This is a genomic window from Sphingobium sp. B2 (assembly GCF_007693735.1).
In the GTDB taxonomy this organism is placed as follows: domain Bacteria; phylum Pseudomonadota; class Alphaproteobacteria; order Sphingomonadales; family Sphingomonadaceae; genus Sphingobium; species Sphingobium xenophagum.
In genome coordinates this window covers 1,955,073-1,979,904 of sequence record NZ_VDBZ01000001.1, presented here as the reverse complement: position 1 = coordinate 1,979,904, position 24,832 = coordinate 1,955,073, and the positions used below count along the sequence as shown (strand labels likewise).

The following is a 24,832-nucleotide window of genomic DNA, read 5'->3' as shown; positions in this document are numbered from 1 at the left end:
TTGGTCAGGCTTCCGATCCGCACATGAGGGCGCGATTTCTACGCCAAGGATATTGCGCGCCGTCATTGTACACACCTTCTGGATTTGGCGGTCATGGCCATTGGCCATGCTCAAAACCCATCGACGGAGATACTGCATGAAGCAGAAGTCTCCGACGAAGTCGAATTGCCCGTCGTCAGGAGAATCTGGCTACAAAGTCGTCGTCATCCATCTTCTTCTCGTTTGATCAATGGCCGCCTTCGTCCCTCAGCGGCGCTGGTTACCGGCCCAGCAGTCCGCGCGCTTGACCGGCAATTTCGGCCAGCATCGCCACATTGGGCGTCGCCGCGGCCTTGGCGCGTTGTACCAGGGTGCGGAACTGGCGGATGCGGGGGCCGCGCTGGATCAGCCATTGCTCGACATGGTCCGATATGTCCTTGCCTTTGCCATGGGCCAGGAAATCGAGCCGGACCTGCTGCATGTCGCGGGCGACGCCCGAAATCAGCAGCCGCTCCCACGGGTCGCTCGGTTCCATGCGCGCGGCGGCGGACTGGACCCAGTCGATTCCGACCGCTTCGCCCAGATGGGTGAAGGCGCGGGTCAGCGCGACTTCATCCACGCCCATCTTTCCGGCCAGGGCTGCGATTCCGACTGCGCCGTCCAGCTTGAACAGACCCGCCGCACGCCGCGCCAGAGCCTCTGGCGCGCCGAGCGCCAGCAGCCTGTCTGTCACCGCATTGGTGCGGCGCTGCGCTTCGCTCGTCAGCAGATCGTCGACCTGCGCCGCCAATGTGCCAACTCCCTGCTTAAGGGCGGCCAATCCGGCGCTGGGCAATGTTCCGGCCGGTTGGCTACGCAAGATATCGGCAATCTGCGCCCGCATCCCGCTGGCAATGTCGCCGAACAGGGCAAGGCGCGCGCTTTCCGCCATCTCGGCGGCGTCAATATCCGCCCATAGCGCGTCGATGTCATAGAGGCGCTCGGCAATCAGGAAGGCGCTGGCCATGTCGCCCAGCGAACAGCCTTCCTCCTCCACCATTTCGAACGGATGGATCAGGCCCAGCCGGTTCACGATGCGATTGGCGACCTTGGTGGCGATGATTTCCCTGCGCAGCGCATGGGCGGCGATCGCATCGGCCTCCTTTTCCTGCATCGCAGGGGGGAAGGCGGCCATCAGTTCGCCAGTCATGCTGTCGTCGCTGGCGATGTCGCTTTGTTCGATCGCATCCTGCAAGGACAGCTTGGCGGTCGACAGCAGCACAGCCAGTTCGGGTCTGGTCAGCCCCTGGCCGTCCTGCCCACGCCGCAGCAACTGGTCATTGGCGGCCAGTCCTTCAACCTGCCGGTCAAGGCGCCCGCTTTCCTCGAATGTCTCGATCAGGCGGACATAGCTTGCCAGATCCGCCGCGCCGCCATTTTCGGCGATCGACAGTCCCAACGCCTGAAGGCGATTATCCTCCAGCACGATCGCGCCGACGGCATCGGTCATGCTTTCCAGCAGCGCATTGCGCTCCTCGAACGGCAGGCGACCCTCGGCCATCTCCTTGTTGAGCGCGATCTTGATATTGACCTCATTATCCGAACAATCGACGCCCGCGCTATTGTCGATGAAATCGGTGTTGATCCGTCCGCCATGCAGCGAAAAGGCGATCCGGCCCGCCTGCGTCGTGCCCAGATTGGCACCTTCACCGATCACCTTGACGCGCAGTTGTTCTGCATTCACGCGCAACCGGTCATTGGCGGGATCGCCGACATCGCTGTGGCTTTGCGCGGCCGCCTTTACATAGGTGCCAATGCCGCCGAACCAGAGCAGGTCGGCCGGGGCCTTGAGGATCGCGGAAATCAGCGCGGTCGGCTCCATCTCGGCATCGGTGACGCCCAGTATCGCCTGGATTTCCGGAGTCAGCGTTATGCTCTTGAGCGCGCGGGAAAATACGCCGCCACCCTTCGAGATCAGCGCCTTGTCATAATCGTCCCAGCTTGAGCGGGGCAGCTGGAACATACGGTTGCGCTCCTCCCAGCTTCTGGCGGGATCGGGCGCAGGATCGAAGAAGATGTGACGATGATCGAAGGCGGCGACCAGCTTGATCGCCTTGCTGAGCAACATGCCGTTGCCGAACACATCGCCCGACATGTCGCCGCAGCCCACGACGCTGATCGGCTCGCTCTGCACGTCGACGCCCATTTCGGCAAAGTGGCGCTGGACGGAGATCCACGCTCCGCGCGCGGTGATGCCCATCGCCTTATGGTCGTAACCGTTGGACCCGCCGCTGGCAAAGGCATCGCCCAGCCAGAATTTGCGGTCGAGCGCAATGGCATTGGCCACGTCGCTGAAGGTCGCCGTCCCCTTGTCGGCGGCGACCACGAAATAGGGGTCGTCGCCGTCGCGCACGACGACCTGGGCGGGGTGCTTCACATGATCGTTGACGATATTGTCGGTGACCGACAGCAGCGCGCGGATGAAGATGCGGTAGCTTTCCGTGCCCTCGGCCAGCCAGGCATCACGATCGGCCTGCGGATTGGGCAATTGCTTGGGATAGAAGCCGCCCTTGGCCCCGGTCGGCACGATCACGGCGTTCTTCACCCGCTGCGCCTTCATCAGGCCCAATATTTCGGTGCGGAAATCATCGCGCCGGTCGGACCAGCGCAACCCGCCGCGCGCGACTGGCCCGGCACGCAGATGGATGCCCTCTACCCTGGGGGAATAGACCCAGATTTCGCGCCATGGCAGTGGCGCAGGCAGGCCGGGAACCTGGGCGCTGTCCAGCTTGAACGCCAGCGCCTCGACTGCGGCCTTGCTGAAGAAATTGGTGCGCAGCGTCGCGGTGATGACCGCACGCAACAGGCGCAGCACCCGATCCTCGTCAATCGCGGTCACGGCTTCCAGCCCGGCGTCGATCGCCGCCTGCGCCTCCGCCACGCGCGCATCTGCGCCATCGCGCGTGGCGGGATCGTGCAGCGCCTCGAACAGGGCGACCAGATTGACCGCAACCCCCTGCGCACGGCGCAGCGTTTCGGCAAAGGTCGCCATGCCATAGGCCATGCCGGTCTGACGCAGGTAGCGGAACAGCGCCCGGAACAGCACGACCGATCGCGGCGTCAGCCCGGCGGTAACGATCAGTTCGTTGAAGCGGTCATTTTCCGCCCGGCCTTCCAGTACCTGGGCGATCGCTTCGGTGACGATGTCGGCGCGGTCGACCACGCCCTGCGCATCGCCGCCAGCGGGCAGTTCCAGTACGAAACGCTGGACATGGCCCAGCGCGCCCTTCTGGCCATTCGCGTCGATGGCCGTCGTCATCTCCTCGATCACGCGAAAACCGAAATTCTCGAACGCCGGGACGACTTCGGACAAGGCGATCGTCATATGGCTGTAGAGTTTGAGCCGCAGCCGTTCCGCGCTATCCTCAGGGTTGCGATAGATGCGGATCGATTTGTCGTCCGCTCCGGACAGACCATGGATCAGGCGGATGTCGATAGCCGCTTCGGCTGGCCCGGCGCCGTTGCGATAGACCGCAGGGAAACCCCCGGCGTAGCGTTGCGCCAGCGCGGCGGCGCGGCCCGGCTCCTCGGTCTGGGCCAGCGCTTCCTCGACGGCGGGCAGCCAGCCGCGCACCATCTGCTTGAGTTGATGGTCCAGTTCCGCGTCATCGGGCACCACGCCGCCTTCGCGCAGGTCGAGCGTGATGCGCAGCAGCGCCAGTCCGCCTTCCTCCAGCGCGATCGACCAGCTGAGAACCGGCCCGTTCGACGCCTGCGCCAGCATGTCCTGCACCGCCATCCGGCGCGCGGTCGACAATTCGTCGCGCGGCAGCCAGACAAAGGCATAAAGATGGCGCGCCAAAGCGCTGGTCGCGAGCGCCAGCTTCGGCCGCGGCCGGTCCGTCAGCGACATGAAGGTCAGCGCCAGCCGCTCCAGCGTTTCGCGATCGAAACCGATCGTGATGTCATGGGGCAGGGCGGTGAGCGCGTGGGCCAGCGTCTTGCCCGCATGGCCCGCCGGATCGAAGCCGAACTTGTCCATCAGGTTCGACAGCGTCGATCGCAGCAAAGGCACCTTGTCCGGGGTCGCCGACAGGCCCGAACTGGTCCACATGCCCGCATGGATCGACAGCGCCTTGACCTCGCGCCCTTCGCGCACGGGGATGATGATCAGGTCGAGCAGCACATGGCGATGAATGCGCGAAAGGCGGCTGGACTTGATGATCAGCGGCGTGCGTTTGCCTTCCTCGAACCACACGAAGGCGGCTTCCAGCGAAGCCGGGGCGATCAGCGTCTTGTCGCGCAGGGTGCAGATGCCGAGCTGCGACTGGGTGGTACCGTCGCGGTTGCACAGTTCGTGCCCGGTCTGGGTGAAATGGCGCGCCAGGAACCAGCGCAGCAGCGCCGCGCCTTCCTCATCCGGCACAGCATCGGCGTCCGCCGACATCGCCGCCTGCATCGGCGCCCAGTCCGCCACCGCCGCCCGCACGTCGGCCAGCGTATCGCGCATCGCCTTTTCCAGCGCCCGTCGCGCCTTGGCGTCTGCCCGGTCCGCTTCCATGTAAATCATCGATTCGCGTCGCGCGCCTGGCGCGTCATCGTCCAGAATCGCGGCGATCGATCCGTCGGCATGCCGGGTTACCGACAGGACGGGGTGCAGCAGGCGGTGGATGGTGATGTCGGCGGCCGCGAGCGCGTTGGCGATACTGTCGACCAGAAACGGCATGTCGTCGTTGACGATCGCGATCCGCATGTAGCGGCCATTGGCGCCTTCGCCCAATGTTTCGACCATGATGGCGGCTTCGCCCGGCTTGCGCCCGTTGGCGGTGCGGCCCAGAAAGGCGGCGGCGGCGGCAATGCCATGCTCGTCCAGCCCTTCGCGTTCGCCGGGCAGCGCACCACGCTCCAGCGCTGCCTCCAGCGCCTCCCGAATGAACTTGTCGACTTCCTTGATGTTCGCGTCCGCCAGCGCCGTCATTCGCCTAACCTCTCATGCGGGTTCGTCCCGCTTGGAATTGAACGGAGGAGGCACTGGATCGCCGCCATGCGTCTCCTCGGCTTTCGAGCGTCTATATGCCTCCGCCCTTCGGGAGGCTCAAGTCTGATTGCGAAATAAAGTGTCTTAACATTGAAATAATATGATGCAGCGCAACATGCCCCGAACAGGCTGGCGGGGCAGGTCGTGACGCGACTATCGGCCAGCCCGCGCCGCATGTCGAGCGGGGATCAAGGCGCTTTCGGCGCATTTTGCCGCGATCCGCCCAAGCTAGGCGGCGCGTCGTGCCGCTCTGCGCGTGCGATAATGGCTAAGGCGTCCACCAACTCCAGGCGAGCAACGCAACATGCTCCGCGTCAATATGTAACAGCGCAGGCTCAAAGGGAGTGGATCGGTTCCTAATCCAGCCATCACCAGATCGTGCGGAATGACGGGTTCGCCAGATGCCATCGCTGCTTCGATTTCTGCACGGAGCCATGCGTCATGGGCGGTGGGATATTCTGGTTCTTCCGACCTTAGTATGGGTGATGTGCGGCCGGCGCTGGGTTATCCTTTTCGAAGATGTCTGATCATCCCGCGGCGGTTGCCGTCGAATGAATTTCTTGGTTAAATTTAGTTACCTCTCGCGCTGCGCTGATTGTTGTATTGGGAAATGAGCAGGATCAGGCATAGTTGGAACGCAGCGCCGTTAGCGATGAATAAAAAATAATAAATCCTACAAGGCAGTTCATTACGGAATGATTTTGAGATATGTCGATCAAGCAAAGTATATGCATTTATTGTGGCCGCAATAATGTAACAAAAGAACAAATATACGGAAAATGGTCAAAAAAGCATTCTCTATCACATTTTTCTAATACTCCTAAGATGACTCATATAATTCAAAATTATAAGGATCTTAATCCAGATTTCCCTGTTGAGCAATATAAAGGCGCACTCAATAGGCCAGGTTCTAATCGTTCTCAAACGCTAAAAATTGCTTGCCGAGAATGCAACGGTGGTTGGATGAAAAATAATGTGGATGCTGCGATCCCCATTTTGACTCGATTGAATTACGGAAAAGGAATTATTAAATCCGAAGAGTTTGATGTGCTAGCTCGTTGGATTGCGCAGTTCACAATGAGTTATGAATTTGCAGATCGAAAATCGGCGATGATACCACAATACGTGCGTTCTAATTTTGCACAATCTAGTATTTTGAGTGGCTATTGGGTCATCGCATTGGCTTTTGTATCTAAAATATCAGGGAAAGAGCCTGTTTTCCACAAAGCTATGGCTCGGCTTAACAGAAATACGCCAGCAGACTATATGCAGGCTACGGCATTCATGTTTGGAAAGCTTCTAGCGTTTTAATTTTTTTCCCAAATCCCAACTCCCCCACCAATATTCCTAACGCTAGCAAGTATGGGTCTCATCACGATATATCCTCATTCGCCTCAAGGGGTCTGCCAGCCAAACTTTCTAAATGACGATGGATCAGTATTTGAAGTTATGGATGCAGTTTCCGATTCTGTAAGACATTGGATTGAAGGTGATAATTCAAACAGAGTATTCACTATAACTTAGGAATTAATTCATCGCGGTTTTGCTATAGGCGGAGTAAGGGGTGTTCACTCCGCCGCCACACTCTCCAACCCCAGCAACGGTGCGAGATAATGTCCCGTAAATGACCGCGGTTCCTTGGCGACCTTTTCCGGCGTGCCCTCGGCAACCACTTCGCCCCCCTTCACGCCGCCTTCCGGTCCCATGTCGATGATCCAGTCGGCGGTCTTGATGACGTCCAGATTATGTTCGATCACGACGACGCTGTTGCCCTGGTCGACCAGCGCGTGGAGGACTTCCAAGAGTTTGCGGACATCCTCGAAATGCAGGCCCGTGGTCGGTTCATCCAGAATGTAGAGAGTGTTGCCGGTGGCGCGGCGGGAAAGTTCCTTGGCGAGCTTGACCCGCTGGGCTTCGCCGCCGGACAGGGTCGTGGCCTGCTGGCCGACCTTGATATAGCCAAGACCCACTTCGGCGAGCATCGCCATCTTGTCGCGGATAGGGGGGACGGCCTTGAAGAATTCGACCGCGTCCTCGACCGTCATGTCCAGCACGTCGGCGATCGACTTGCCCTTGAACTTCACCTCCAGCGTTTCGCGATTGTAGCGCGCGCCGTGGCATACGTCGCATGTCACATAGACGTCGGGCAGGAAGTGCATCTCGATCTTGAGCACGCCGTCGCCCTGGCACGCTTCACAGCGGCCGCCCTTGACGTTGAAGCTGAAACGGCCGGGCTTGTAGCCGCGCGCCTGGGCTTCAGGGAGGCCCGCGAACCAGTCGCGGATGTTGGTGAAGGCGCCGGTATAGGTGGCCGGGTTGGAGCGGGGGGTGCGGCCGATCGGTGACTGGTCGATGTCGATCACCTTGTCGCAATGTTCCAGGCCCGTCACCTTGTCATGCGCGCCGGCCAGAATGCGGGCGCCGTTCAGGGCGCGGGCGGAGGCGGCGTAAAGCGTGTCGATGGTGAAGCTGGACTTGCCGGAGCCGGAGACGCCGGTGATGCAGGTGAAGGTGCCAAGCGGGATCGATGCGGTGACGCCGCGCAGATTGTTGGCGCGGGCATTGTGGACGGTGATCTTCTTGCCCGATCCCTTGCGGCGCTTCTTGGGCACGTCGATGCGGCGGGTGCCGTTCAGATAGTCGGCGGTCAGCGACCCTTTGGCGGCCAGGATTTCAGGCAGCGTGCCCTGAGTCACGATCTGCCCGCCATGGATGCCCGCGCCCGGCCCCATGTCGACGATATAGTCGGCGTGACGGATGGCATCCTCGTCATGCTCGACGACGATCACGCTGTTGCCCAGGTCGCGCAGGCGCTTCAAGGTCACGAGCAGACGGTCATTGTCGCGCTGGTGCAGGCCGATCGAGGGTTCATCGAGGACGTAGAGGACGCCGGACAGCCCGCTACCGATCTGGGACGCCAAACGAATGCGCTGGGATTCGCCGCCGGACAGCGTGCCGCTGGTGCGGTCGAGGTTGAGATAATCGAGGCCGACATTGTTGAGGAAGCCGAGGCGCTCGACGATTTCCTTGAGAATGGCCTTGGCGATCTGGTTCTGCTGATCGTTGAGCTTGTCCGGCATCGCGGTGAAGAAATTGAGCGCGTCCACCACCGATCGGCGAGTAGAGAGGGAAATATCCTCGCCCGCAATCTTGACGGCCAGCGCTTCGGGTTTGAGGCGCGCACCGTGGCAGGTTTCGCAGGGTTGGGCGCGCTGATATTTGCTCAGTTCCTCGCGCATCCAGGCGGATTCGGTTTGCAACAGACGGCGGTTGAGGTTGCCGATGACGCCTTCAAACGCTTTCTTCACCTCATAGCTTTTGCGGCCATCCATGAATTTCAGGGTGACCGGCTTGCCGCCGGTACCGTGCAGGATGATGAGCTTCACTTCGCCCGGCAGGTCCGCCCAGGGCGTGTCGAGGCTGAAGCCGAATTCCTTGGCCAGTGAGCCGAGCACTTGCATATAATAGGGACTGGGCGGGTTGGATTTTGCCCAGGGGACGACCGCGCCCTTCTTGAGGCTCAGGGCTTCGTTGGGGACGACCAGTTCGGGGTCGAACTCCAGCCGTTCGCCAAGGCCGTCGCACGCCGGGCAGGCGCCCATGGGCGCGTTAAAGGAAAAGAGGCGCGGCTCGATCTCCGCGATGGTGAAACCGCTGACAGGACAAGCGAATTTTTCGCTGAACACGATGCGGTTGGCGGGGATGCCGGACCCCTTCATCTTCTTGTCGGCGGCGGGGGCTTCATCCTCGCGGCCCGGCACGACGCCATCGGCCAGATCGACATAGGCCAGGCCGTCGGCAAGTTTGAGCGCCTGCTCGAAACTGTCGGCGAGGCGGGTGCCCATGTCGTTTTCCACGGCCAGGCGGTCGACCACGACTTCGATGTCATGCTTATATTTCTTGTCGAGCGCGGGAGCGTCCTCGATCAGCATCATTTCGCCGTCGATGCGGACGCGGGTATAGCCCGCCTTCTGCCATTCGGCCAATTCCTTGCGATATTCGCCCTTCCGCCCGCGCACGACGGGCGCAAGGAGGTAAAAGCGGGTGCCCTGCGGCAGCAGCATCACGCGATCGACCATCTGGCTGACGGTCTGGGCGCTGATCGGCAGGCCGGTGGCGGGGCTGTAGGGGATGCCGACCCGCGCCCATAGCAGGCGCATATAATCGTAGATTTCGGTAACGGTCGCGACGGTCGAGCGCGGATTCTTGGATGTGGTCTTCTGCTCGATGCTGATCGCGGGGCTCAAACCCTCGATATGCTCCACATCGGGCTTCTGCATCATCTCCAGAAACTGGCGCGCATAGGCGGAAAGCGATTCCACATAGCGCCGCTGTCCTTCGGCATAGATGGTGTCGAAGGCGAGCGAGCTTTTGCCCGATCCCGACAGGCCAGTAATGACGATGAGGGAATCGCGGGGCAAATCGACATCGACGCCCTTGAGGTTATGCTCGCGCGCGCCGCGCACACTTATGTGGGTCAGACTCATGGGGCGTGTTGTTCCAGATTTGTTCTGTTCGGGCAAGTCCATCTGCCGATCGTCCCGACAGATGGGGCGAGGGCAGGGATTTGAGAAGGGAAAATCCGCACCGTGGAGCGCAAAGCTAGCCGCCCTGTACCAAAGACATGGAGGTTGATTTGCGCGTCATTGCCGATTTTGTCGGCCATGACGTAGCGTCCAGTCGATCGATTGAGCCTATCCCGGCCAACGCAGAAACGCAGCCAACGGCCCGTCCCATGTCGTTGGTGGATGTCGGTCGGCGGTTTGTCGCCGGGGAATGCCGCCGGGCGTATTGCCGGGGCAGGTTGTCGAACGGGGCGTTCGCGCAGCGGCATTGCAGCTATGATGAGCGCCATGCAGAAAACGGCTGTGCCCATGTCGCACCGTCTTTTCCGCAACAGTTCATCCTGATCCCGGTGCCCGACAGCATCCTGGATACGCCCCCGGCCATCCCTTGCGCCGGGGGCGTTTTCGCGTCCGGCGCGCGCGGACCAATGCGCTGACCCGGCTATTGCAGGCGAGCGAATCCTGCATCCGCCATTCGTTGCGATTCCCGCTTTCCGTTACGGCAAATGTCGTTTGGCGGCCTGTTCATGTCGTTCGTCGCGCTGTTTGTCCGAGCCGTGCGGCGCTTTGTCGATGGGAGCGTCGTTGGCCGATGCGGAGTGCCGCCGGTCGAACCAGGCGGGCGTCATCATCGGCCCGCGCCTAAACAGGGTGGGCGAACGGGAGACGGCGCCGACCCCAAATGACCCCCAGGCCCGCCCCGTTCGCACCCGGACCGCCGCCCGCCCCTAACAGGCGGTGGTCGATAAGTGGCGATTGAGCCACAGCAGATTTGAGGAGATAAGCCCATGTTCCGTTCGACCCTTTTCGCCGCGCTCGGTTCCTTCGCGCTGATCGCCACCGCCGGTTCGGCTTCGGCTGGTGAATTTATATCCAATGGCCGCACGAGCGAAGTGCGCCATGGCGACCTGAACCTGTCCAAGGCGTCCGACCAGCGGGAATTGCGTCAGCGCATTTCCCGCGCGGCAAACCAGGTTTGCAAGTCGACCGACCACGCCACCAAGCAGGCGTGCAAGACGCAGGCGATCGCGCATGTCGAAGCGCCGGTCAACGCCGCCATCGCTCGCGCCGAAACCAGCGAACGCTATGCCGATGCAGGCGCAAAGGGCATGCAGAACTGATTGCCGGCGTACCCGCCAAATCGTGAAGAAGCCCGGCCAATGCCGGGCTTTTTTGCGTGAGGGCAGGGCGACGCGCCGTTGTTTCGCCTCAGCGTCCCGTCATGGCACGGGCGTTCGCCAGGAAGGTGCGGCCAATGCGGATTTCGTTACCGTCGACGAGCGCGGCGAACCAGACGCCGCTGCCGTCATGACGCAGGCGGGCGATATGATCGCGCCGCACGATATGGGAACGGTGGAGACGCACGAACTGCTGCGGATCGAGCCGCTCCTCCAGGCTGCTGATCGTCTGGTGCAGCAGATAGCTGTGGCTGCCGACATGCAGGCGCATATAGTCGCGCTCCGCTTCGATCCGGTCGATCTGGTCGGTGGCGATGCGGATCAGTTCGGAACGATGGGGTACCCAGAATTCTTCGGCCCAGTCGGGTTGTGGTTCAGCGGGTGTAGGGATGCCTTCTGGCGCGCGATTGCGCAACACTGCCTCGACCCGGTCGATGGCGCGGGTCAGGCGATCGTGGGCCACGGGCTTGAGCATATAATCGATGGCGGCCAGGTCGAAGGCTTCGACCGCGAACCCTTCAAAGGCGGTGACGAAGATGACGGCCGGGCGGATGCCCATGCGCCCGACCGCGCGGGCAACGCCGATGCCGTCGAGTAACGGCATGGCGATGTCGAGCATGACAAGGTCGGGCTTCAATCCTTCGATCAGGCGTAGCGCAGCTTCGCCATCGGTGGCGGTGCCCACAAGCGCGATGCGCTGTTCACGCGCGCACAGCATCTGGAGCCGCTCGACGGCAAGCGGTTCATCGTCAACGATCATGGTGCGGATGGACATGGGCGTCAGCAACCCCGGCGGATGATGGGTAGGGTGAGGAGGACGGAAAATCCCTTCTCCTCGCGCGGACCATAGGCGATCTGGCCCTGATCGCCAAAGCGCGCCGACAGCCTGTCCCGCACATTGGCAAGGCCAATGCCGCTGCCGCTGTCCGACAGGCTGGGCGGGTTGTCGCCATCGTCGGTGACGGCAATGTGCATCAATCCGCCATCTTCCCTCGCGGTGATACGGATCTCGACCGGGCTGGAGGTGCGCGAGACACCATATTTGATGGCATTTTCGACGAGCGGCTGGAGGATGAGGCCGGGGACGCAAGCGCTCATCAGGCCGGGAGGAATATCGATCACAGTATTCAGCCGGTCGGGAAAGCGAACCCCCTCAATATCGAGATAGAGTTTCTGGAGATGGACTTCCTCCTCCAACGGTACGTCGTCCAGCGGATCGCCGGTCAGGCTGGTGCGGTAGAAGTTGGAGAGTGACATGATCATCTGCTCCGCCTCGTCCCGCCGGTCCTTCATGACGAGGGAGGAGAGGGAGTTGAGCGTGTTGAACAGGAAATGCGGGTTCACCTGATAGCGCAGCGATCGCAGTTCGGCCTGCTGGGCTGCGCGCTCCAGCCGGGCAGCGCGGCGTTCCGTACGATGGGCTTCGCTGGCGTAGGACAAGGCGAGATAGAGGCCAGCCCAGGCGGCGAGGAAGAAATAGCGGCTGATCGCATCTTCGACGATCTGGATCAGGGCAAAAGCCTCTTCGCTGGCATATTTGCCCCGATCGCCGTCGGTGAAGATATTCACCGGGTCATAGACGTTGAACATGTAGAAATTGGCAGACGCCATGGCGAGCGCGAAGGGGGCGGCGAGCGAGAAGGCGGCGACGATGCGGACGCTTAAAGGCTTGGCGTCGAAGCGGCGCAGCACCAGGTAGACAACCCATGTGACGACTATGCCGATCACCGTGACGACGGCGCGGCGAATACCCAGTTCGCCCTGCGATTCAAAGCCCATCACGGCGGCGCGCAGGGTTACGAGTATGGCGTAGAAGAGCCAGAAACCAAGAATGGAATAAAGCGCGATCGCGGGGGATACGCCGCGTTCGCCGTCGTCGGGAAGGCTTGTCATCTTCACCTTTTACGCGCTGGCGGGGGAAATGTCGCCCCATGGCACGGTAGCTGGTCGAACTGCCCCGCCCGTTGGTCGAACATGGGAACCGCCGCCCGCCGCCGCCCGTTGAAACATACAAGAAGGAGAGTGTGATGAACGATCAGGATGATGTCCGCCCCAACAGTCGCGAGGAAGCGGGCGATGCGCGTGAATCCGATGCACAGGATCATGTGCTGAGCGAGGAGGAGAAGCTGGACGAAGGGTTGAAGGATTCGATGGATGCGTCCGATCCGCCAGCCGCCACCCGTCCGGGTGACAAGGGCGATCCGGTGCCTTCGTCGGGCTTCAAGGAAGGGCAGGATTGATGGTTCTTTGCCGCAAATCATGCTAGTTTTGCTTCGCGGGACTGCGAATACGCACCTGCGTTTTTGAGAGGAGCGATCATCCATGCCGACATCTGCCACCCCCGCGATCGAACGCATAGCCCGCGTTCTTGCCGGCCGTCAGCTTAGCCTGAATGGCGGCGGCAGCGATCCCCATGCGGCAGGCGCGGTGGATGCGGCGTGGCCCAGCCATGTCGATGATGCCTATGCAATATTGCACACCCTCCGCGAACCGGACGCGCAGATGGCGCAGGCGGGCGATGTCGCGGTGTGGCGCAGCATGATCGGCGCAGTTCTGGAGCGACAGACGGGCGCGTGAAAGATTGCACAACCGAGGCCAAATTTTCATGTTGCGCCGCACAACAAAATCTGGTCCGTTGTGAATGGCCGTGGAACAGGCGCTTAAGCCTTTAGCAACCATAAGAGGCGCATGTTCCTACGATCGACTTGGAGTCGGAGGGCATGACAATGGGTACGAGTGCAAGACCTGCGGACGGGGCCGTAACCTTGGCGGAATTGCGTGAATTCGCCAGCTTCCCGTCTGCCACGCAACGCTATATTCGTCGATCGCTGGATATTGGGCTGCATCGTCGCGATGCGATGAAGCTGTGGTCGCGCGACATGGTGGAGGAAGCCTCCATCCGCGCACAGGCCCGCATCTATGGCCGGATCGAGGAGATCAAGGCGCGCGTGCCCGATGATAGTGGGCTGGACCAGGTCGAGCCATTCATGGCGCCGCTCGTCACCATCTCCGCCTTTGATCTGGGGCAGGACCGGCTGGCAAGTTTTTCGGCCTATCGTTTTCTTTATGAGCGGCTGCTGGGTGCGGGGGCACGGCCCTGGCTTCCGGGCGCCTTCTGCGCGGCGGCCAGTCTGCCGCATTTGCATCCCGAAAAGCGTCGTACGCTGCTTCAGTCGATCAGCGAAGCGGCGGCGACGGCGGCTGGCTGGTCCAACCGTGAGCCGACCTTCTACCCCGAATGGGTCGAGAAGGTGGATCTGAGCAAGGCCAACTGAAATTGGGCAAGACGCCGCTTCCGGGGGGAAGCGGCGTTTTTGTCGTGACCCCTCGCCTGCAAGGGGAGGCGTTTTAGGCGCTGATCCAGACTTCCACCGGGGTGGCGTCCTGACGCAGGGCGAGGCGGATAGGCAGTTCTTCGACCGGGCCATCCTCCAGAGCATGCGCATAGACCGCCTTTTTGGCGTCACCGCTGATTTGCAGAAAGACGTGGCGCGCGGCCAATATCGCGCTGGCGGTCAGCGAGAGGCGCTGGTGCGGCGCCGCGGGGGGTGTGACCGCGATGGTGCGGGCGGTGCTGGATAGGCCATCGGCCAGTTCCGTCGCAGCGGGAAAGAGCGAGGCGGTGTGGCCATCTTCCCCCATGCCCAGCAGCACTATGTCGAGCGGCCAGGGAATGGCGGCGAAGGCGGCTTCAACAGCGGGCTGGCCTGCATAAGCATCTGCCGCGTCATTTTTCATCGGCACGAATTGCGCGGCGGCGGCCGGGCCGGTCAGCAAGGTATCGCGCAGCAGCCGTTCATTGCTGTCGGGCGCATCGGGCGCCACCCATCGTTCGTCGACCAAAGTCACGACAATCCTGCTCCAGTCGAGCGGGGTGCGGGCGAGTGCCTCCAGCACGGGCTTTGGCGACCGGCCACCGGACAAAGCGAGGCTGGCTGTGCCGCGCGCTGCGATCGCTTCGCTCAGCAGGCTCGCGATGCGGGTGGCGAGGTCGGCGGCGGCTGCACCACCGTCGGTGAAATGATACTCTGTCGGCATGTGATTATTCCACGGTTTCAGGCAGGGTGCAGATGTCGATCCATGTGGCGTCAGTCAGTTGCGCGAGGCGCGCGGGGGTGAGTTCGACCGAACTGGTGCGTGAACCGGCGGCGGGAAAGACGGTGGCGAAGGCTTGGAGCGAGACGTCGCAATAGACCGGGAGCGGCGCAGCGAGGCCGAACGGGCAGACGCCGCCGACCGGGTGGCCGGTGACGGCCTCGACTTCGTCAGCTCCAAGCATGCGGGGTTTGGCGCCGAGCGCGGCTTTCGCCTTGGCGTTATGCAGGCGGGCATCGCCACGGGTGCAGACCAAGGCGACGGTGTCACCGACGCGCAGCGACAGCGTCTTGGCGATGCGGGCAGGCTCGACGCCCAGCGCCTGCGCGGCCTCCAGCACGGTAGCTGTGCTGACGCCCTGGTCGATGATTGCGATGTCCGGCGCATTTGCAGCGAACCAGGCGCGTACGGAGGCTTCGCTCATCAGGCGCGTTCGCTCAGGCTGCGCTCCCATGCCAGGGCGTGGCGGACGATGAGGTCGAGATCGGCGTAGCGCGGTTCCCATGGGAAGGTGGACAGAATGGCGCGATTGTCGGAGATCAGCGCATCGGGATCGCCCGCGCGGCGCGGTCCCAAGGTGCGGTTGATGGTCATGTTGGTGACACGATCCACCGCGTCGAGCACTTCAAGGACGGAGAAGCCCCGGCCATAGCCGCAATTGAGCAGATGGCTGCGTGCGGGATCGGCCATCAGCGCTTCGAGGGCGAGGACATGGGCGGCGGCAAGGTCCGTCACATGGATATAGTCGCGCACCCCGGTGCCGTCAGGGGTGTCGAAGTCCGTGCCGAAAACCGAAACGCCCGCGCGCTTGCCGAGTGCCGCTTCAACCGCGACCTTGATGAGGTGGGTGGCGCCTGCGGTCGACTGGCCGCTGCGTCCCTGCGGGTCTGCCCCCGCGACGTTGAAATAGCGCAGGGCGCAAAAATTCATCGGATGGGCCGCCGCGACGTCGCGCAGCATATATTCGGTCATGAGCTTCGACATGCCGTACGGGTTGATCGGCCGTTGCGGCGTCGTTTCCTTGACCGGGCTTTCTTCGGGAATGCCATAGGTGGCCGCCGTCGAAGAGAAGATGAAATGGTTGACGCCGACGCGAACCGCGCTCTCTATCAGGTCGCGGGTCTTGGCGCTGTTATTGTGATAATATTTGAGCGGGTTTTCGACGGATTCCGGCACGACGACCGATCCTGCAAAATGCATGATCGCGCGGATTTCATGCTTGCGCAGGGTGGATTCGACCAAAGGCTGATCGGCAATGTCGCCACGCACCAGCGGCACCCCATCGGGCACCGCCCAGTCGAACCCGGTGACAAGATTGTCGATGACGACGACGCCATAGCCGGCGTCCTTCAGAGCCAATACGGCGTGGCTGCCGATATAGCCTGCGCCGCCTGTTACCAGGATCGTCGGTTTGTCGCTCATAAAGAATAGGTCTCCCCAGATGTCATGGGGAGACCTAAACGAGCGACGCTACGATTTACAGTCTTTTCATGCCGCAGCGCGGGATGGCGCAGGGCGGTAGAATGTGCCGCCGGTGGACGCCATCTCGCGCAGTTGCGCCGTGGGCGCGAAGCGATCGCCATGGGTCGCTGCCAGCCGGTCCAGCACCGCAACGACATGGGCGATGCCGACCGTGTCCATATGAGCAAAGGGACCGCCGGTGTAAGGCGCAAAGCCCCAGCCGAAGATCGCGCCAATGTCGCCATCTTCGGGCGTTTCCAGCACGCCTTCCTCGAAGCAGCGGGCGCATTCGACCAGTTGGCGATAGAGAAGGCGCTCCTTGACCGCCTCGACACCCGGCTGATCCTCGGCACGGGGGAACAGATCGGCGATGCCCGGCCAGAGCGCTTTCTTGCCATTTTCTGGATAGTCATACCATCCCTTGGCATTTTTGCGGCCCAGGCGATCGAGTTCTACCATCTGCGTCATGACGTCGTCGGAACGTTGCGCGACATAGGCGTCGCCCAGTTCCTTCTTGGCCGCCGTCATCACCTTGTAACCCAGTTCGATCGACACTTCGTCGCTGACCGCGAGCGGACCGACGGGCATACCCAATTGCTTGCCCGCATTTTCGATCAGCGCGGGATTGATCCCTTCGGCCACCAGTTCCGCACCTTCCTGCACATAGGTGCCGAAGCAGCGCGAGGTGTAGAAACCGCGCGAGTCATTGACGACGATCGGCGTTTTCTTGATCTGGGCGACGAAATCGAGCGCCTTGGCAATGGCGGCGGGGCCAGTCTGCTTGCCCAGGATGATTTCGACCAGCGGCATTTTTTCGACCGGCGAGAAGAAATGGACGCCGATGAAATTTTCCGGCTTGGACCATGCGCCCGCCAGCTTGGTGATCGGCAGGGTGGAGGTGTTGGACCCGAAGATGACGTCGGGGCCAAGCACGGCCTCGACCTGCTTCGTGACTTCAGCCTTAATCGCGACATCCTCGAACACCGCCTCGATCACGAAGTCCGCGCCTGCCAGGTCGGCATAGGTTGCGGTCGGCGTGACGCGGGCGAGGGTCGCTGCCAGCTTTTCCGGCGTCATCCCCTTGCCAAGCCGCTTGGACAGGACGGATTCGACATGCGCCTTGCCCTTTTGCGCATAGGCAATGTCGCGGTCGAACAGGATGACCTCCATCCCCGCCTGCGCGGCGACGGTGGCGATCCCTGCACCCATCATGCCCGCGCCCAGCATGGCGAGCTTCATGGTCGGGGCCTTGGGCTGATCCTTGGGGCGGCGCGCGCCGCGTTCGGCGGCCTGCTTGTTGACGAACAGGCTGCGGATCATGTTGCCGGCCTGCGGATCGGCTGCGACCCTCGCGAAATATTTGCTTTCGACGCGGATCGCGCGATCGAAGGGCAGGATCGCCCCTTCATAGACCGCCGACAGCAAGGCGATGGGCGCATTCATGTTACGCTGGGTTTGCTTGAGCGTCATCGGCAGCGCGCCCACCATGGTCTGGACGAAGGCGGGGTTGAACCCGCCCGCACCACCGGGAAATTTGAAGCCCTTGACGTCCCATGGCTGGCTCGCGGCGTTGGGGTTGGCCTTGACCCATTCGCGCGCGGTTTCCAGCGCCGTGCCCTGCGGCACGACCTGATCGACGGCTTTCAGCATCGCCGCTTCGGCGGGGCGGAACAGCTTGCCTTGCAGCATGTACATGAGCGCAGCCTGCACGCCGATGAGGCGTGGCAGACGCTGCGACCCGCCGCCGCCGGGGAACAGGCCGATCAGGATTTCGGGCAGGCCAAGCTGGGTCTTGGGACTGTCGCCCACGACCCGGCGGTGGCAGGCGAGGGCGAGTTCAAAGCCGCCGCCAACGCAGGTGCCTTCGATCGCGCAAGCAACGGGCTTGCCACAGGTTTCGAGGCGGCGGAACAGCTGGTTGAGAACGAACACCTGATCGAAGATCGCAGCGGGCTGCGGGCGGCTGCCATCGCTGGTGGCAAGCATTGAGCCGAAATATTTAAGGTCCATGCCGGCCATGAAGCCGCTATCCTTGCCCGACGCGATCACGGCGCCCTTGATCGCGTCGTCCGACGCGATGCGGGTGATCGCGGCGTCCAGATCGGCGATGAAATCCGGGCCGATGACGTTCATCGACTGGTCGGGCACGTCGATCATCAAGGTGGCGATGCCGTCGGCGTCGGTGCTGATAGTGATGCTGTTCATTTTGATCTCCTCTCCCCCGTTCGCCCTGAGCCGGTCTAAGGGCTCGCCTGAGCGGAGCGAAGGCATCTCACTGCGTTCGATGGTGGGCTTCGACGTCGCTCAGCCCGAACGGAAATAGCTAGATACGTTCGATGATGATGCCGGTGCCCATGCCTGCGCCAACGCACAGGTTGATGAGCGCGGTGCCCTTGCCCGACCGTTCCAGTTCGTCGAGCGCGGTGCCCAGCACCATGGCGCCGGTCGCGCCGAGCGGATGACCCATGGCGATCGCGCCGCCATTGACGTTGATCTGATCATGGTCGAGCTTCATCGCCTGCATGTAGCGCAGCACGACGCTGGCGAAGGCCTCGTTGAGTTCCCACAGGTCGATGTCGGCGGCAGTCATGCCCGCGCGCGACAGCAGCTTGCCTGCGACAAATTCCGGCCCTGTCAGCATGATGAGCGGTTCCGAACCGATCGAAGCCATGGCGCGGATGCGGGCGCGGGGCTTCAGGCCATATTTGTCGCCAATATCCTTGCCACCGACCAGAACGGCGGCGGCGCCATCGACGATGCCGCTGCTGTTGCCGGCATGGTGGATATGGTTGACCCGTTCCAGTTCGGGATAGCGCAACAGGGCGACGGTGTCGAAGCCGGGCATCTCCTCACCAAGGGCGGTGAAGCTGGGCTTCAGCGCGCCCAGCGACTGCATCGTGGCGTCCGGGCGCATATGTTCGTCATGGTCAAGCACGACCTGGCCGATCACGTCGCGGACGGGGACGATCGATTTGGCAAAGCGGCCTTCGTCCCACGCCATCTTGGCGCGCTTCTGGCTTTCCACGGCATAGGCGTCGGCATCGTCGCGGCTGATGCCGAACTTGGTGGCAATGACGTCCGCGCCGATGCCCTGCGGCGCAAAATAGGTCTTGTAGGCGACTGCGGGGTCCATCGCGATTGCGCCGCCGTCAGATGCCATAGGCACACGGCTCATCGATTCGACGCCACCCCCGATGGCGAAGAGCGCTTCGCCTGACATGACCTTCGCCGCCGCGATGTTCACGGCCTCAAGGCCCGACGCGCAGAATCGGTTGACCTGCACGCCCGGCGTTGTCTGTGCATAGTCGGCGTTCAGCACGGCGGTGCGCGCAATGTCCGCGCCCTGTTCGCCCACTGGCGTCACGCAGCCCAGAATCACATCGTCGACATCGGCGGTGTCGATGGCGTTGCGATCACGGATCGCTTCCAGCGTCTGCGTCGCCAACTGGATCGGGGTGATTTCGTGCAGCGACCCATCGGGCTTGCCCCGACCACGGGGCGTCCTGACGGCGTCATAAATATAGGCTTCCATAAGATTTTCCCTCTCCGTGGGTCACCCTTGCCGGGGGCATCGGATACGCACATGAATGTATTTACGTTTACGTAAAGTGCAAGCAAGAAATGCAGTTTTTGCGTGGCGTGGCTCTGACGTAGGGGCAGGGACCAAAGACCGACGGGTTTGACCGCCGGACGATATTCCGCTTCATGGGCATGTGCCCGATGTTGATTCCCCCAAAGCCCCGTCGCCGCTTTCCATTCCCATTTTTCGTGCGATCTGGACGGCCAGTCTGGTGTCGAATTTTGGCGGATTGATCCAGTCTGTCGGCGCGGCATGGATGATGACGTCGCTTTCGGCTTCCCCGTTGCTGATCGCGCTGGTTCCGGCGGCGACGACACTGCCGATCATGCTGCTGTCGCTATGGGCGGGGGCGGTTGCGGACAATCTGGACCGGCGCATGGTGATGATCGGTTGCCAATTGGCGATGCTGATCGTGTCGGCTGCGCTGGCAATCACGGCCTGGGCGGGGATGATTACGCCATGGCTGCTGCTGGCCTTCACCTTTGCGCTGGGCTGCGCCACGGCGATCAACGGCCCGGCCTGGCAGGCATCGGTGGGCGATATGGTCCCGCGCGCAATCCTGCCGAGCGCGGTGGCGATGAACAGCATGGGGTTCAACCTGGCGCGTAGCGTCGGCCCGGCGCTGGGCGGGGTCATCGTCGCGACCGCAGGTGCCGCAGCCGCATTCCTGACCAATGCGCTGACCTATATCGCGCTGCTGGCGGTGCTGTTCCGCTGGCGGCCCGACCTGCCAGCCAAGCTGTTGCCGCGCGAGCGGCTGGGCGTCGCGATGCGCGCAGGCGTGCGTTATGTGGCGATGTCGCCCAAAATCCAGCTGGTGCTGCTGCGCGCGGGCGTGTTCGGCATCGGCGCGAGTGCGGTGTCGGCGCTCATGCCGCTGGTCGCGCGCAACATATTGGGCGGCGGGGCGCTGACATTCGGCGTGACGAGCGGCGCTTTCGGCATCGGCGCCGTGATTGGCGCGCTGTCCACGCGCCGACTGCGTACGCGCTATTCCGTCGAAACCATCGTGCGGACAGCGGCGCTGACGCTGGCGCTTGGAACCGCGATCACCGGCGCGAGCGGCTGGCTGGCGCTGGCCTTGCTGGGCTATCTCCTCGCCGGGTTCGGCTGGGTGACGGCGCTGGCGACGTTCAACGTGTCGGTGCAGATGTCCGCGCCGCGCTGGGTGGTGGCGCGCGCGGTGTCGCTCTATCAGATGACTGCCTTTGGCGGCATGGCGATCGGCGCCTGGCTGTTTGGTTGGCTGGCCGAGTCTCATGGCGTGGTCGAAGCGCTCTATGCGTCGGCGGCGGCCCAGTTTGTCGCGGCGATGCTGGGCCTTGTCTGGCGCTTGCCACAGACGGGCGATGACAATCTGGACCTGCAAAACAGCTGGCGTGAACCTGATACCGCCGTGCCGGTCGAACCGCGTAGCGGGCCAGTGGTCGTGACCATCGAATATCGCATTCCGGCGGGGTCGATCGTCCCCTTTCTGGCGGCGATGAGCGAGCGGCGACGGATCAGGCGGCGCGATGGCGCACATGGCTGGTCGCTGATGCGCGATCTTGGCGATCCTGAACTATGGCTGGAACGCTATCATGTGTCGACCTGGCTGGACTATGTGCGCCATAACCAGCGGCGCACCGTGGCCGATATTGCCAATAGCGACGCGATCTGGGCGTTGCACACCGGCCCTATTCCGCCAGTGGTTCACCGGATGCTGGAACGGCAGACCGGATCGCTGCCGATCAGCCGCGCGCCCGATCCGCGCGAAATGGGCGATGCGATGACGGACCCGACGCGATCGAGCTGATCAATCGGAGGGTGCCGGTCGCCAGCCGGGCAAGTCCTCCGGCGTGTCGATGTCATGCAGGACATTGCCGGTGGTTTCGATCTGAAGCCCGTGGCTGAGCAGCGCCCGCGCCCCTTGATCGCCCTTGAGCGCCAGCAATTCGGGGAAATGCTTGCGGCCTATGAAAGCGGGCGGGGAAGAGGAGAAGCCGTCGGTGCTGGCGACGACCGATCTTATGTCCTCCGCTGCCAGGCAGATGCGGTTATAGTGGGTCTGGGGCACTTCGGGCATATCGGCCAGGCAGATAAGGATGCCGCGGATGCGGTTCACCGGCATGACATGCTCGACCGCGCGCACGATGCTGCCCGAAATTCCGTCTTCGGGACGATCGTTGACGATGATGGTGTAGCCGCGCCGGTCAAGCTTGCGATGCAGGACGGGGGCGACCTCTATCGGACGGACGACGGCGATCAGTTCGGCAAACGCCATCGAAGCTACGGTTTCAAGCGTGTGGGCGGCGAGCGGCTTGCCGCGCAACTCCGCCATCAGCTTGTCCTCCTCACCAAAACGCGATGATGTGCCGGCCGCCAACAGGACAGCTGCGATCCGTTCAGTACGCATGAGACGAGACAATGATTGGCATATTATGTGTGGCGACCTTCTGTTTTTGTCCGATTTGCCACCGCCGCGATCTTGTGTCCACCACCGTCAAAGGGTCTGGTCATCGGCGGGGCTAGTCGCCATATGCGGGGCCGATACGATAAGGAGTGGCCCTGTTCATGGCATGTGATCCCGATGCGGAGATGGTTGGCGAAGGCAAGGAGCCGGTTCCGGCAGAGGTTTCGGAAGCGATCCGCACGCTGATCCGCTGGTCGGGCGATGCGCCCGAACGCGAAGGGTTGATCGAGACGCCTGAACGTGTGGCGCGGGCCTGGCGCGAATATTGCCGGGGCTATCATGACGATCCCGCCTATCATCTCTCGCGCATCTTCCATGAGGTGGGCGGATATGACGATGTCGTGTTGTTGAAGGACATTCCGTTTCAGTCGCATTGCGAACATCATATGGCGCCGATCGTGGGGAAGGCGCATATCGCCTATCTGCCGGGCGACTATGTGGTCGGCATTTCCAAGCTGGCGCGCGTGCTGCATGCCTTTGCCAATCGCTTGCAGGTGCAGGAGCGGCTGACGTCGGAAGTGGCCAACTGCATCTGGGAGCATCTGAAGCCGCAGGGTGTGGCCGTCGTGATCGAGGCGACCCATGGTTGCATGACCGGTCGCGGGGTCAGGACGCCCAATGTCATTATGAAAACCAGTCGGATGCTGGGCGTATTCCGCGATGATGAAAAGTCGCGCGAGGAAGTGCTGAAACTCATCTCGTCATGATCGAGGAGGACGTCCCCTATCGCCCATTGGGCAGCGCGCGCGGTCAGGGCGAGGCGGGTGCCCTGCCGATCGCGAACAAAAGGCTGGCGCTGGTGACCGGCGGCCATCGGCGTCTGGGCGGGATCATCGCCGGGGCGCTGGCCAAGGCGGGCCATTCGCTGGCGATCCATGGCAGCCATGATACGCGGCTCGATTCGCATCTGGCGCTGACGCTGGAGGAGGAGGGGACGCAGTGGGAAGGCTTTGTCGTCGATTTCGCCGACCCTGAAAATGCCGAGGAACTGATCGCACAGGTCGCGGCGCGCTTTGGCCGCCCGCCCGACATCCTTATCAATAGCGCTGCGCTGTTCGGGCAGGACCGGCTGGACGATGTGACCGCCGAGGATCTGATGCGCCATTATGCGGTCAATTGCGCCGCGCCTGCCATGCTGACCAAGGCGTTTGCAACCGTCCCGGCCGGGTCGGGTGACAGGTGCATCATCAATATATTGGATCAGCGGATCGACCATCCCCATGGCGACCAGCTGGCCTATACATTGTCCAAACTGGCGCTGGCGGGTCTGACCCGGACGACCGCGAGCAGTCTGGCGCCGCAGGTGCGGGTCAATGCGGTGGCGCCGGGGCTGACGATCGCGACGCCTGACTATGATGCGGATCAGATGGCGCGGCTGGAGCATATGATGCCGCTGGGTCGCCTGCCGCAGGCGGAGCAGATTGCGCAGGCGGTCCTCTATCTGGTCGACGCCAGTGCGGTGACGGGGCAGACGCTATATGTTGATGGCGGCGCGCATATGCGCAGCTACGACCGGGACTTCATGCATCTGTGCCGATAGGTGCGGCGCAAATGCGGCGGAGTAGGGGCTGGCGGTCGACGCGCGTCGACCATAGAGCCTGTCCAAAGGCATAAGGGAGACGGCGATGACCTATGAGACGATTTTGGTGGAACAGCGCGACGCGGTAACGCTGATCACGCTCAACCGCCCGCAGGCATTGAATGCACTGAATGGGCAGGTGTTGACGGACCTGAGCGCCGCCTTTGCCGCCTATGACGCTGACCCGACCCAGCATTGTGCGGTCCTGACCGGCAGCGAAAAGGCGTTTGCGGCGGGCGCGGACATCAAGGAAATGGTCGAAAAGGAAGCGGCCGATTTCTTCCTGCAGGATTTCTTTTCCGGCTGGCAGACCGGCGTGGTTGCGACGCGCAAGCCGTGGATCGCGGCTGTGGCCGGTTTTGCGCTGGGTGGCGGATGCGAACTGGCGATGATGGCGGACTTCATCATTGCGGCGGACACGGCGAAATTCGGCCAGCCCGAAATCAAGCTGGGCGTCGCGCCGGGCATGGGCGGGTCGCAGCGCCTGACCCGCGCGGTGGGCAAGGCCAAGGCGATGGAAATGTGCCTGACCGGGCGCATGATGGGCGCGGAAGAAGCCGAGCGGTCCGGGCTTGTCAGCCGTGTCGTGGCTGCGGCTGATCTGCTGGACGATGCGCTCAAGACGGCCGCCGCGATTGCCGCGATGCCGCCGATGGCCGCGATGGTGAACAAGGAAATGGTCAATATCGCGTTCGAAACCGGCCTTGCCCAGGGGCTGCTGACCGAACGGCGCATGTTCCAGATATTGACGGCGACGCAGGACAAGAAGGAAGGCATGACCGCCTTTGTCGAAAAGCGGCCGGGCGTCTGGAAAGGGCGCTAAGCGTTCCGGGTACGGCGGTCTCCTGCGAAGGCGGGAGACCAGTCGGCCCGCTCAACTGGGTTCCGCCTGCAGGGGACCAGGGCGGTTCATAGTCTGCTGACAA

Annotated in this window: 21 protein-coding genes; 9 read left to right on the top strand and 12 right to left on the bottom strand. The window is 62.6% G+C overall.

The genetic code is table 11. The features are described from left to right. Nucleotides 1–259: 259 nt before the first annotated feature. Together FE851_RS09500 and FE851_RS27265 are read right to left on the bottom strand one after the other, a co-directional pair. Nucleotides 260–4,936 carry an NAD-glutamate dehydrogenase gene (locus FE851_RS09500; RefSeq protein WP_145201924.1) on the bottom strand — a complete coding sequence of 1,559 codons (4,677 nt, stop codon included), beginning with the start codon at nt 4,934–4,936 and terminating at the stop codon, nt 260–262. A 288-nt stretch (nt 4,937–5,224) separates the two neighbouring features. After that, the gene (locus tag FE851_RS27265; RefSeq protein ID WP_409994500.1) at nt 5,225–5,476 is read right to left on the bottom strand and encodes a hypothetical protein; all 252 of its coding nucleotides are present in this window, start codon (nt 5,474–5,476) and stop codon (nt 5,225–5,227) included. Nucleotides 5,477–5,704: 228 nt separating this feature from the next. On the opposite strand from FE851_RS27265, the gene FE851_RS09490 reads away from it, so the two are divergent. Further along, complete coding sequence (locus FE851_RS09490; RefSeq protein ID WP_145201921.1) at nt 5,705–6,307, top strand: hypothetical protein; 603 nt, start codon at nt 5,705–5,707, stop codon at nt 6,305–6,307. Nucleotides 6,308–6,564: 257 nt separating this feature from the next. On the opposite strand, the gene uvrA is transcribed toward FE851_RS09490, so the two are convergent. Both uvrA and FE851_RS26705 read right to left on the bottom strand, forming a co-directional pair. Beyond that, nucleotides 6,565–9,483, bottom strand: a complete 2,919-nt coding sequence (uvrA, locus tag FE851_RS09485) for an excinuclease ABC subunit UvrA (RefSeq protein WP_145201918.1) — start codon at nt 9,481–9,483, stop codon at nt 6,565–6,567. A gap of 575 nt (nt 9,484–10,058) precedes the next feature. Beyond that, the gene (locus FE851_RS26705; protein ID WP_019051473.1) at nt 10,059–10,193 is read right to left on the bottom strand and encodes a hypothetical protein; all 135 of its coding nucleotides are present in this window, start codon (nt 10,191–10,193) and stop codon (nt 10,059–10,061) included. A 156-nt stretch (nt 10,194–10,349) separates the two neighbouring features. On the opposite strand from FE851_RS26705, the gene FE851_RS09475 reads away from it, so the two are divergent. Beyond that, nucleotides 10,350–10,682, top strand: coding sequence for a UrcA family protein (locus tag FE851_RS09475; protein WP_107123678.1), 333 nt, complete (start codon nt 10,350–10,352; stop codon nt 10,680–10,682). An 88-nt stretch (nt 10,683–10,770) separates the two neighbouring features. On the opposite strand, the gene FE851_RS09470 is transcribed toward FE851_RS09475, so the two are convergent. Beyond that, on the bottom strand, nt 10,771–11,514 hold the full coding sequence (locus FE851_RS09470) for a LytR/AlgR family response regulator transcription factor (protein ID WP_130752200.1): 744 nt from the start codon (nt 11,512–11,514) through the stop codon (nt 10,771–10,773). Between the two features lie 5 nt (nt 11,515–11,519). Continuing rightward, on the bottom strand, nt 11,520–12,632 hold the full coding sequence (locus FE851_RS09465; protein WP_145201912.1) for a sensor histidine kinase: 1,113 nt from the start codon (nt 12,630–12,632) through the stop codon (nt 11,520–11,522). A 134-nt stretch (nt 12,633–12,766) separates the two neighbouring features. On the opposite strand from FE851_RS09465, the gene FE851_RS09460 reads away from it, so the two are divergent. From FE851_RS09460 to FE851_RS09450, 3 genes are all read left to right on the top strand, one after another. After that, nucleotides 12,767–12,979 carry a hypothetical protein gene (locus tag FE851_RS09460; protein WP_241763599.1) on the top strand — a complete coding sequence of 71 codons (213 nt, stop codon included), beginning with the start codon at nt 12,767–12,769 and terminating at the stop codon, nt 12,977–12,979. A gap of 82 nt (nt 12,980–13,061) precedes the next feature. Beyond that, nucleotides 13,062–13,316, top strand: a complete 255-nt coding sequence (locus FE851_RS09455) for a hypothetical protein (protein ID WP_017182022.1) — start codon at nt 13,062–13,064, stop codon at nt 13,314–13,316. A 149-nt stretch (nt 13,317–13,465) separates the two neighbouring features. After that, nucleotides 13,466–14,014, top strand: a complete 549-nt coding sequence (locus tag FE851_RS09450; RefSeq protein ID WP_145204293.1) for a hypothetical protein — start codon at nt 13,466–13,468, stop codon at nt 14,012–14,014. A 73-nt stretch (nt 14,015–14,087) separates the two neighbouring features. On the opposite strand, the gene pgl is transcribed toward FE851_RS09450, so the two are convergent. The 5 genes from pgl to FE851_RS09425 all read right to left on the bottom strand — a co-directional run bounded on the left by pgl (nt 14,088) and on the right by FE851_RS09425 (nt 19,827). Beyond that, nucleotides 14,088–14,777 (bottom strand): 6-phosphogluconolactonase, encoded by a 690-nt coding sequence (gene pgl / locus FE851_RS09445; RefSeq protein WP_145201906.1) that lies wholly within the window; start codon nt 14,775–14,777, stop codon nt 14,088–14,090. A 4-nt stretch (nt 14,778–14,781) separates the two neighbouring features. Then, entirely contained in the window at nt 14,782–15,258 is a 477-nt protein-coding gene (locus tag FE851_RS09440; RefSeq protein ID WP_145201903.1) for a YbaK/EbsC family protein, read from the bottom strand. Then, nucleotides 15,258–16,256 (bottom strand): UDP-glucose 4-epimerase GalE, encoded by a 999-nt coding sequence (gene galE, locus FE851_RS09435; RefSeq protein WP_017182026.1) that lies wholly within the window; start codon nt 16,254–16,256, stop codon nt 15,258–15,260. Before galE ends, FE851_RS09440 begins: the two co-directional genes overlap by 1 nt. 66 nt (nt 16,257–16,322) lie before the next feature. Next, nucleotides 16,323–18,500, bottom strand: coding sequence for a 3-hydroxyacyl-CoA dehydrogenase NAD-binding domain-containing protein (locus tag FE851_RS09430; RefSeq protein ID WP_145201900.1), 2,178 nt, complete (start codon nt 18,498–18,500; stop codon nt 16,323–16,325). Nucleotides 18,501–18,618: 118 nt separating this feature from the next. Continuing rightward, a complete protein-coding gene (locus FE851_RS09425; RefSeq protein ID WP_145201897.1) occupies nt 18,619–19,827 on the bottom strand; it encodes an acetyl-CoA C-acetyltransferase in 1,209 nt (402 codons plus the stop codon). A 181-nt stretch (nt 19,828–20,008) separates the two neighbouring features. Between FE851_RS09425 and FE851_RS09420 the strand changes: the two genes are divergently transcribed. Further along, the gene (locus tag FE851_RS09420) at nt 20,009–21,670 is read left to right on the top strand and encodes an MFS transporter (protein ID WP_017182029.1); all 1,662 of its coding nucleotides are present in this window, start codon (nt 20,009–20,011) and stop codon (nt 21,668–21,670) included. Here the strand turns inward: FE851_RS09420 and FE851_RS09415 are convergent, their stop codons facing one another. Next, nucleotides 21,671–22,270 carry a nucleotidyltransferase family protein gene (locus tag FE851_RS09415; protein ID WP_017182030.1) on the bottom strand — a complete coding sequence of 200 codons (600 nt, stop codon included), beginning with the start codon at nt 22,268–22,270 and terminating at the stop codon, nt 21,671–21,673. It abuts the gene before it with no gap. Nucleotides 22,271–22,428: 158 nt separating this feature from the next. On the opposite strand from FE851_RS09415, the gene folE reads away from it, so the two are divergent. From folE to FE851_RS09400, 3 genes are all read left to right on the top strand, one after another. Continuing rightward, nucleotides 22,429–23,034 (top strand): GTP cyclohydrolase I FolE, encoded by a 606-nt coding sequence (gene folE, locus FE851_RS09410; RefSeq protein ID WP_017182031.1) that lies wholly within the window; start codon nt 22,429–22,431, stop codon nt 23,032–23,034. Next, nucleotides 23,031–23,867 carry an SDR family oxidoreductase gene (locus FE851_RS09405; protein ID WP_145201894.1) on the top strand — a complete coding sequence of 279 codons (837 nt, stop codon included), beginning with the start codon at nt 23,031–23,033 and terminating at the stop codon, nt 23,865–23,867. The genes folE and FE851_RS09405 overlap by 4 nt, the downstream gene beginning before the upstream one ends. An 85-nt stretch (nt 23,868–23,952) precedes the next feature. Next, entirely contained in the window at nt 23,953–24,729 is a 777-nt protein-coding gene (locus tag FE851_RS09400) for an enoyl-CoA hydratase-related protein (protein ID WP_017182033.1), read from the top strand. The last annotated feature ends 103 nt before the right edge of the window (nt 24,730–24,832 follow it).

Bases quoted from the DNA above. Each gene is read 5' to 3' on its own strand.
- FE851_RS09500 (WP_145201924.1), bottom strand. From the start codon at position 4,936: ATGACGGCGCTGGCGGACGCGAACATCAAGGAAGTCGACAAGTTCATT.
- FE851_RS09490 (WP_145201921.1), top strand. From the start codon at position 5,705: ATGTCGATCAAGCAAAGTATATGCATTTATTGTGGCCGCAATAATGTA.
- uvrA (WP_145201918.1), bottom strand. From the start codon at position 9,483: ATGAGTCTGACCCACATAAGTGTGCGCGGCGCGCGCGAGCATAACCTC.
- FE851_RS26705 (WP_019051473.1), bottom strand. From the start codon at position 10,193: ATGATGACGCCCGCCTGGTTCGACCGGCGGCACTCCGCATCGGCCAAC.
- FE851_RS09475 (WP_107123678.1), top strand. From the start codon at position 10,350: ATGTTCCGTTCGACCCTTTTCGCCGCGCTCGGTTCCTTCGCGCTGATC.
- FE851_RS09470 (WP_130752200.1), bottom strand. From the start codon at position 11,514: ATGTCCATCCGCACCATGATCGTTGACGATGAACCGCTTGCCGTCGAG.
- FE851_RS09465 (WP_145201912.1), bottom strand. From the start codon at position 12,632: ATGACAAGCCTTCCCGACGACGGCGAACGCGGCGTATCCCCCGCGATC.
- FE851_RS09460 (WP_241763599.1), top strand. From the start codon at position 12,767: ATGAACGATCAGGATGATGTCCGCCCCAACAGTCGCGAGGAAGCGGGC.
- FE851_RS09455 (WP_017182022.1), top strand. From the start codon at position 13,062: ATGCCGACATCTGCCACCCCCGCGATCGAACGCATAGCCCGCGTTCTT.
- FE851_RS09450 (WP_145204293.1), top strand. From the start codon at position 13,466: ATGGGTACGAGTGCAAGACCTGCGGACGGGGCCGTAACCTTGGCGGAA.
- pgl (WP_145201906.1), bottom strand. From the start codon at position 14,777: ATGCCGACAGAGTATCATTTCACCGACGGTGGTGCAGCCGCCGCCGAC.
- FE851_RS09440 (WP_145201903.1), bottom strand. From the start codon at position 15,258: ATGAGCGAAGCCTCCGTACGCGCCTGGTTCGCTGCAAATGCGCCGGAC.
- galE (WP_017182026.1), bottom strand. From the start codon at position 16,256: ATGAGCGACAAACCGACGATCCTGGTAACAGGCGGCGCAGGCTATATC.
- FE851_RS09430 (WP_145201900.1), bottom strand. From the start codon at position 18,500: ATGAACAGCATCACTATCAGCACCGACGCCGACGGCATCGCCACCTTG.
- FE851_RS09425 (WP_145201897.1), bottom strand. From the start codon at position 19,827: ATGGAAGCCTATATTTATGACGCCGTCAGGACGCCCCGTGGTCGGGGC.
- FE851_RS09415 (WP_017182030.1), bottom strand. From the start codon at position 22,270: ATGCGTACTGAACGGATCGCAGCTGTCCTGTTGGCGGCCGGCACATCA.
- folE (WP_017182031.1), top strand. From the start codon at position 22,429: ATGGCATGTGATCCCGATGCGGAGATGGTTGGCGAAGGCAAGGAGCCG.
- FE851_RS09405 (WP_145201894.1), top strand. From the start codon at position 23,031: ATGATCGAGGAGGACGTCCCCTATCGCCCATTGGGCAGCGCGCGCGGT.
- FE851_RS09400 (WP_017182033.1), top strand. From the start codon at position 23,953: ATGACCTATGAGACGATTTTGGTGGAACAGCGCGACGCGGTAACGCTG.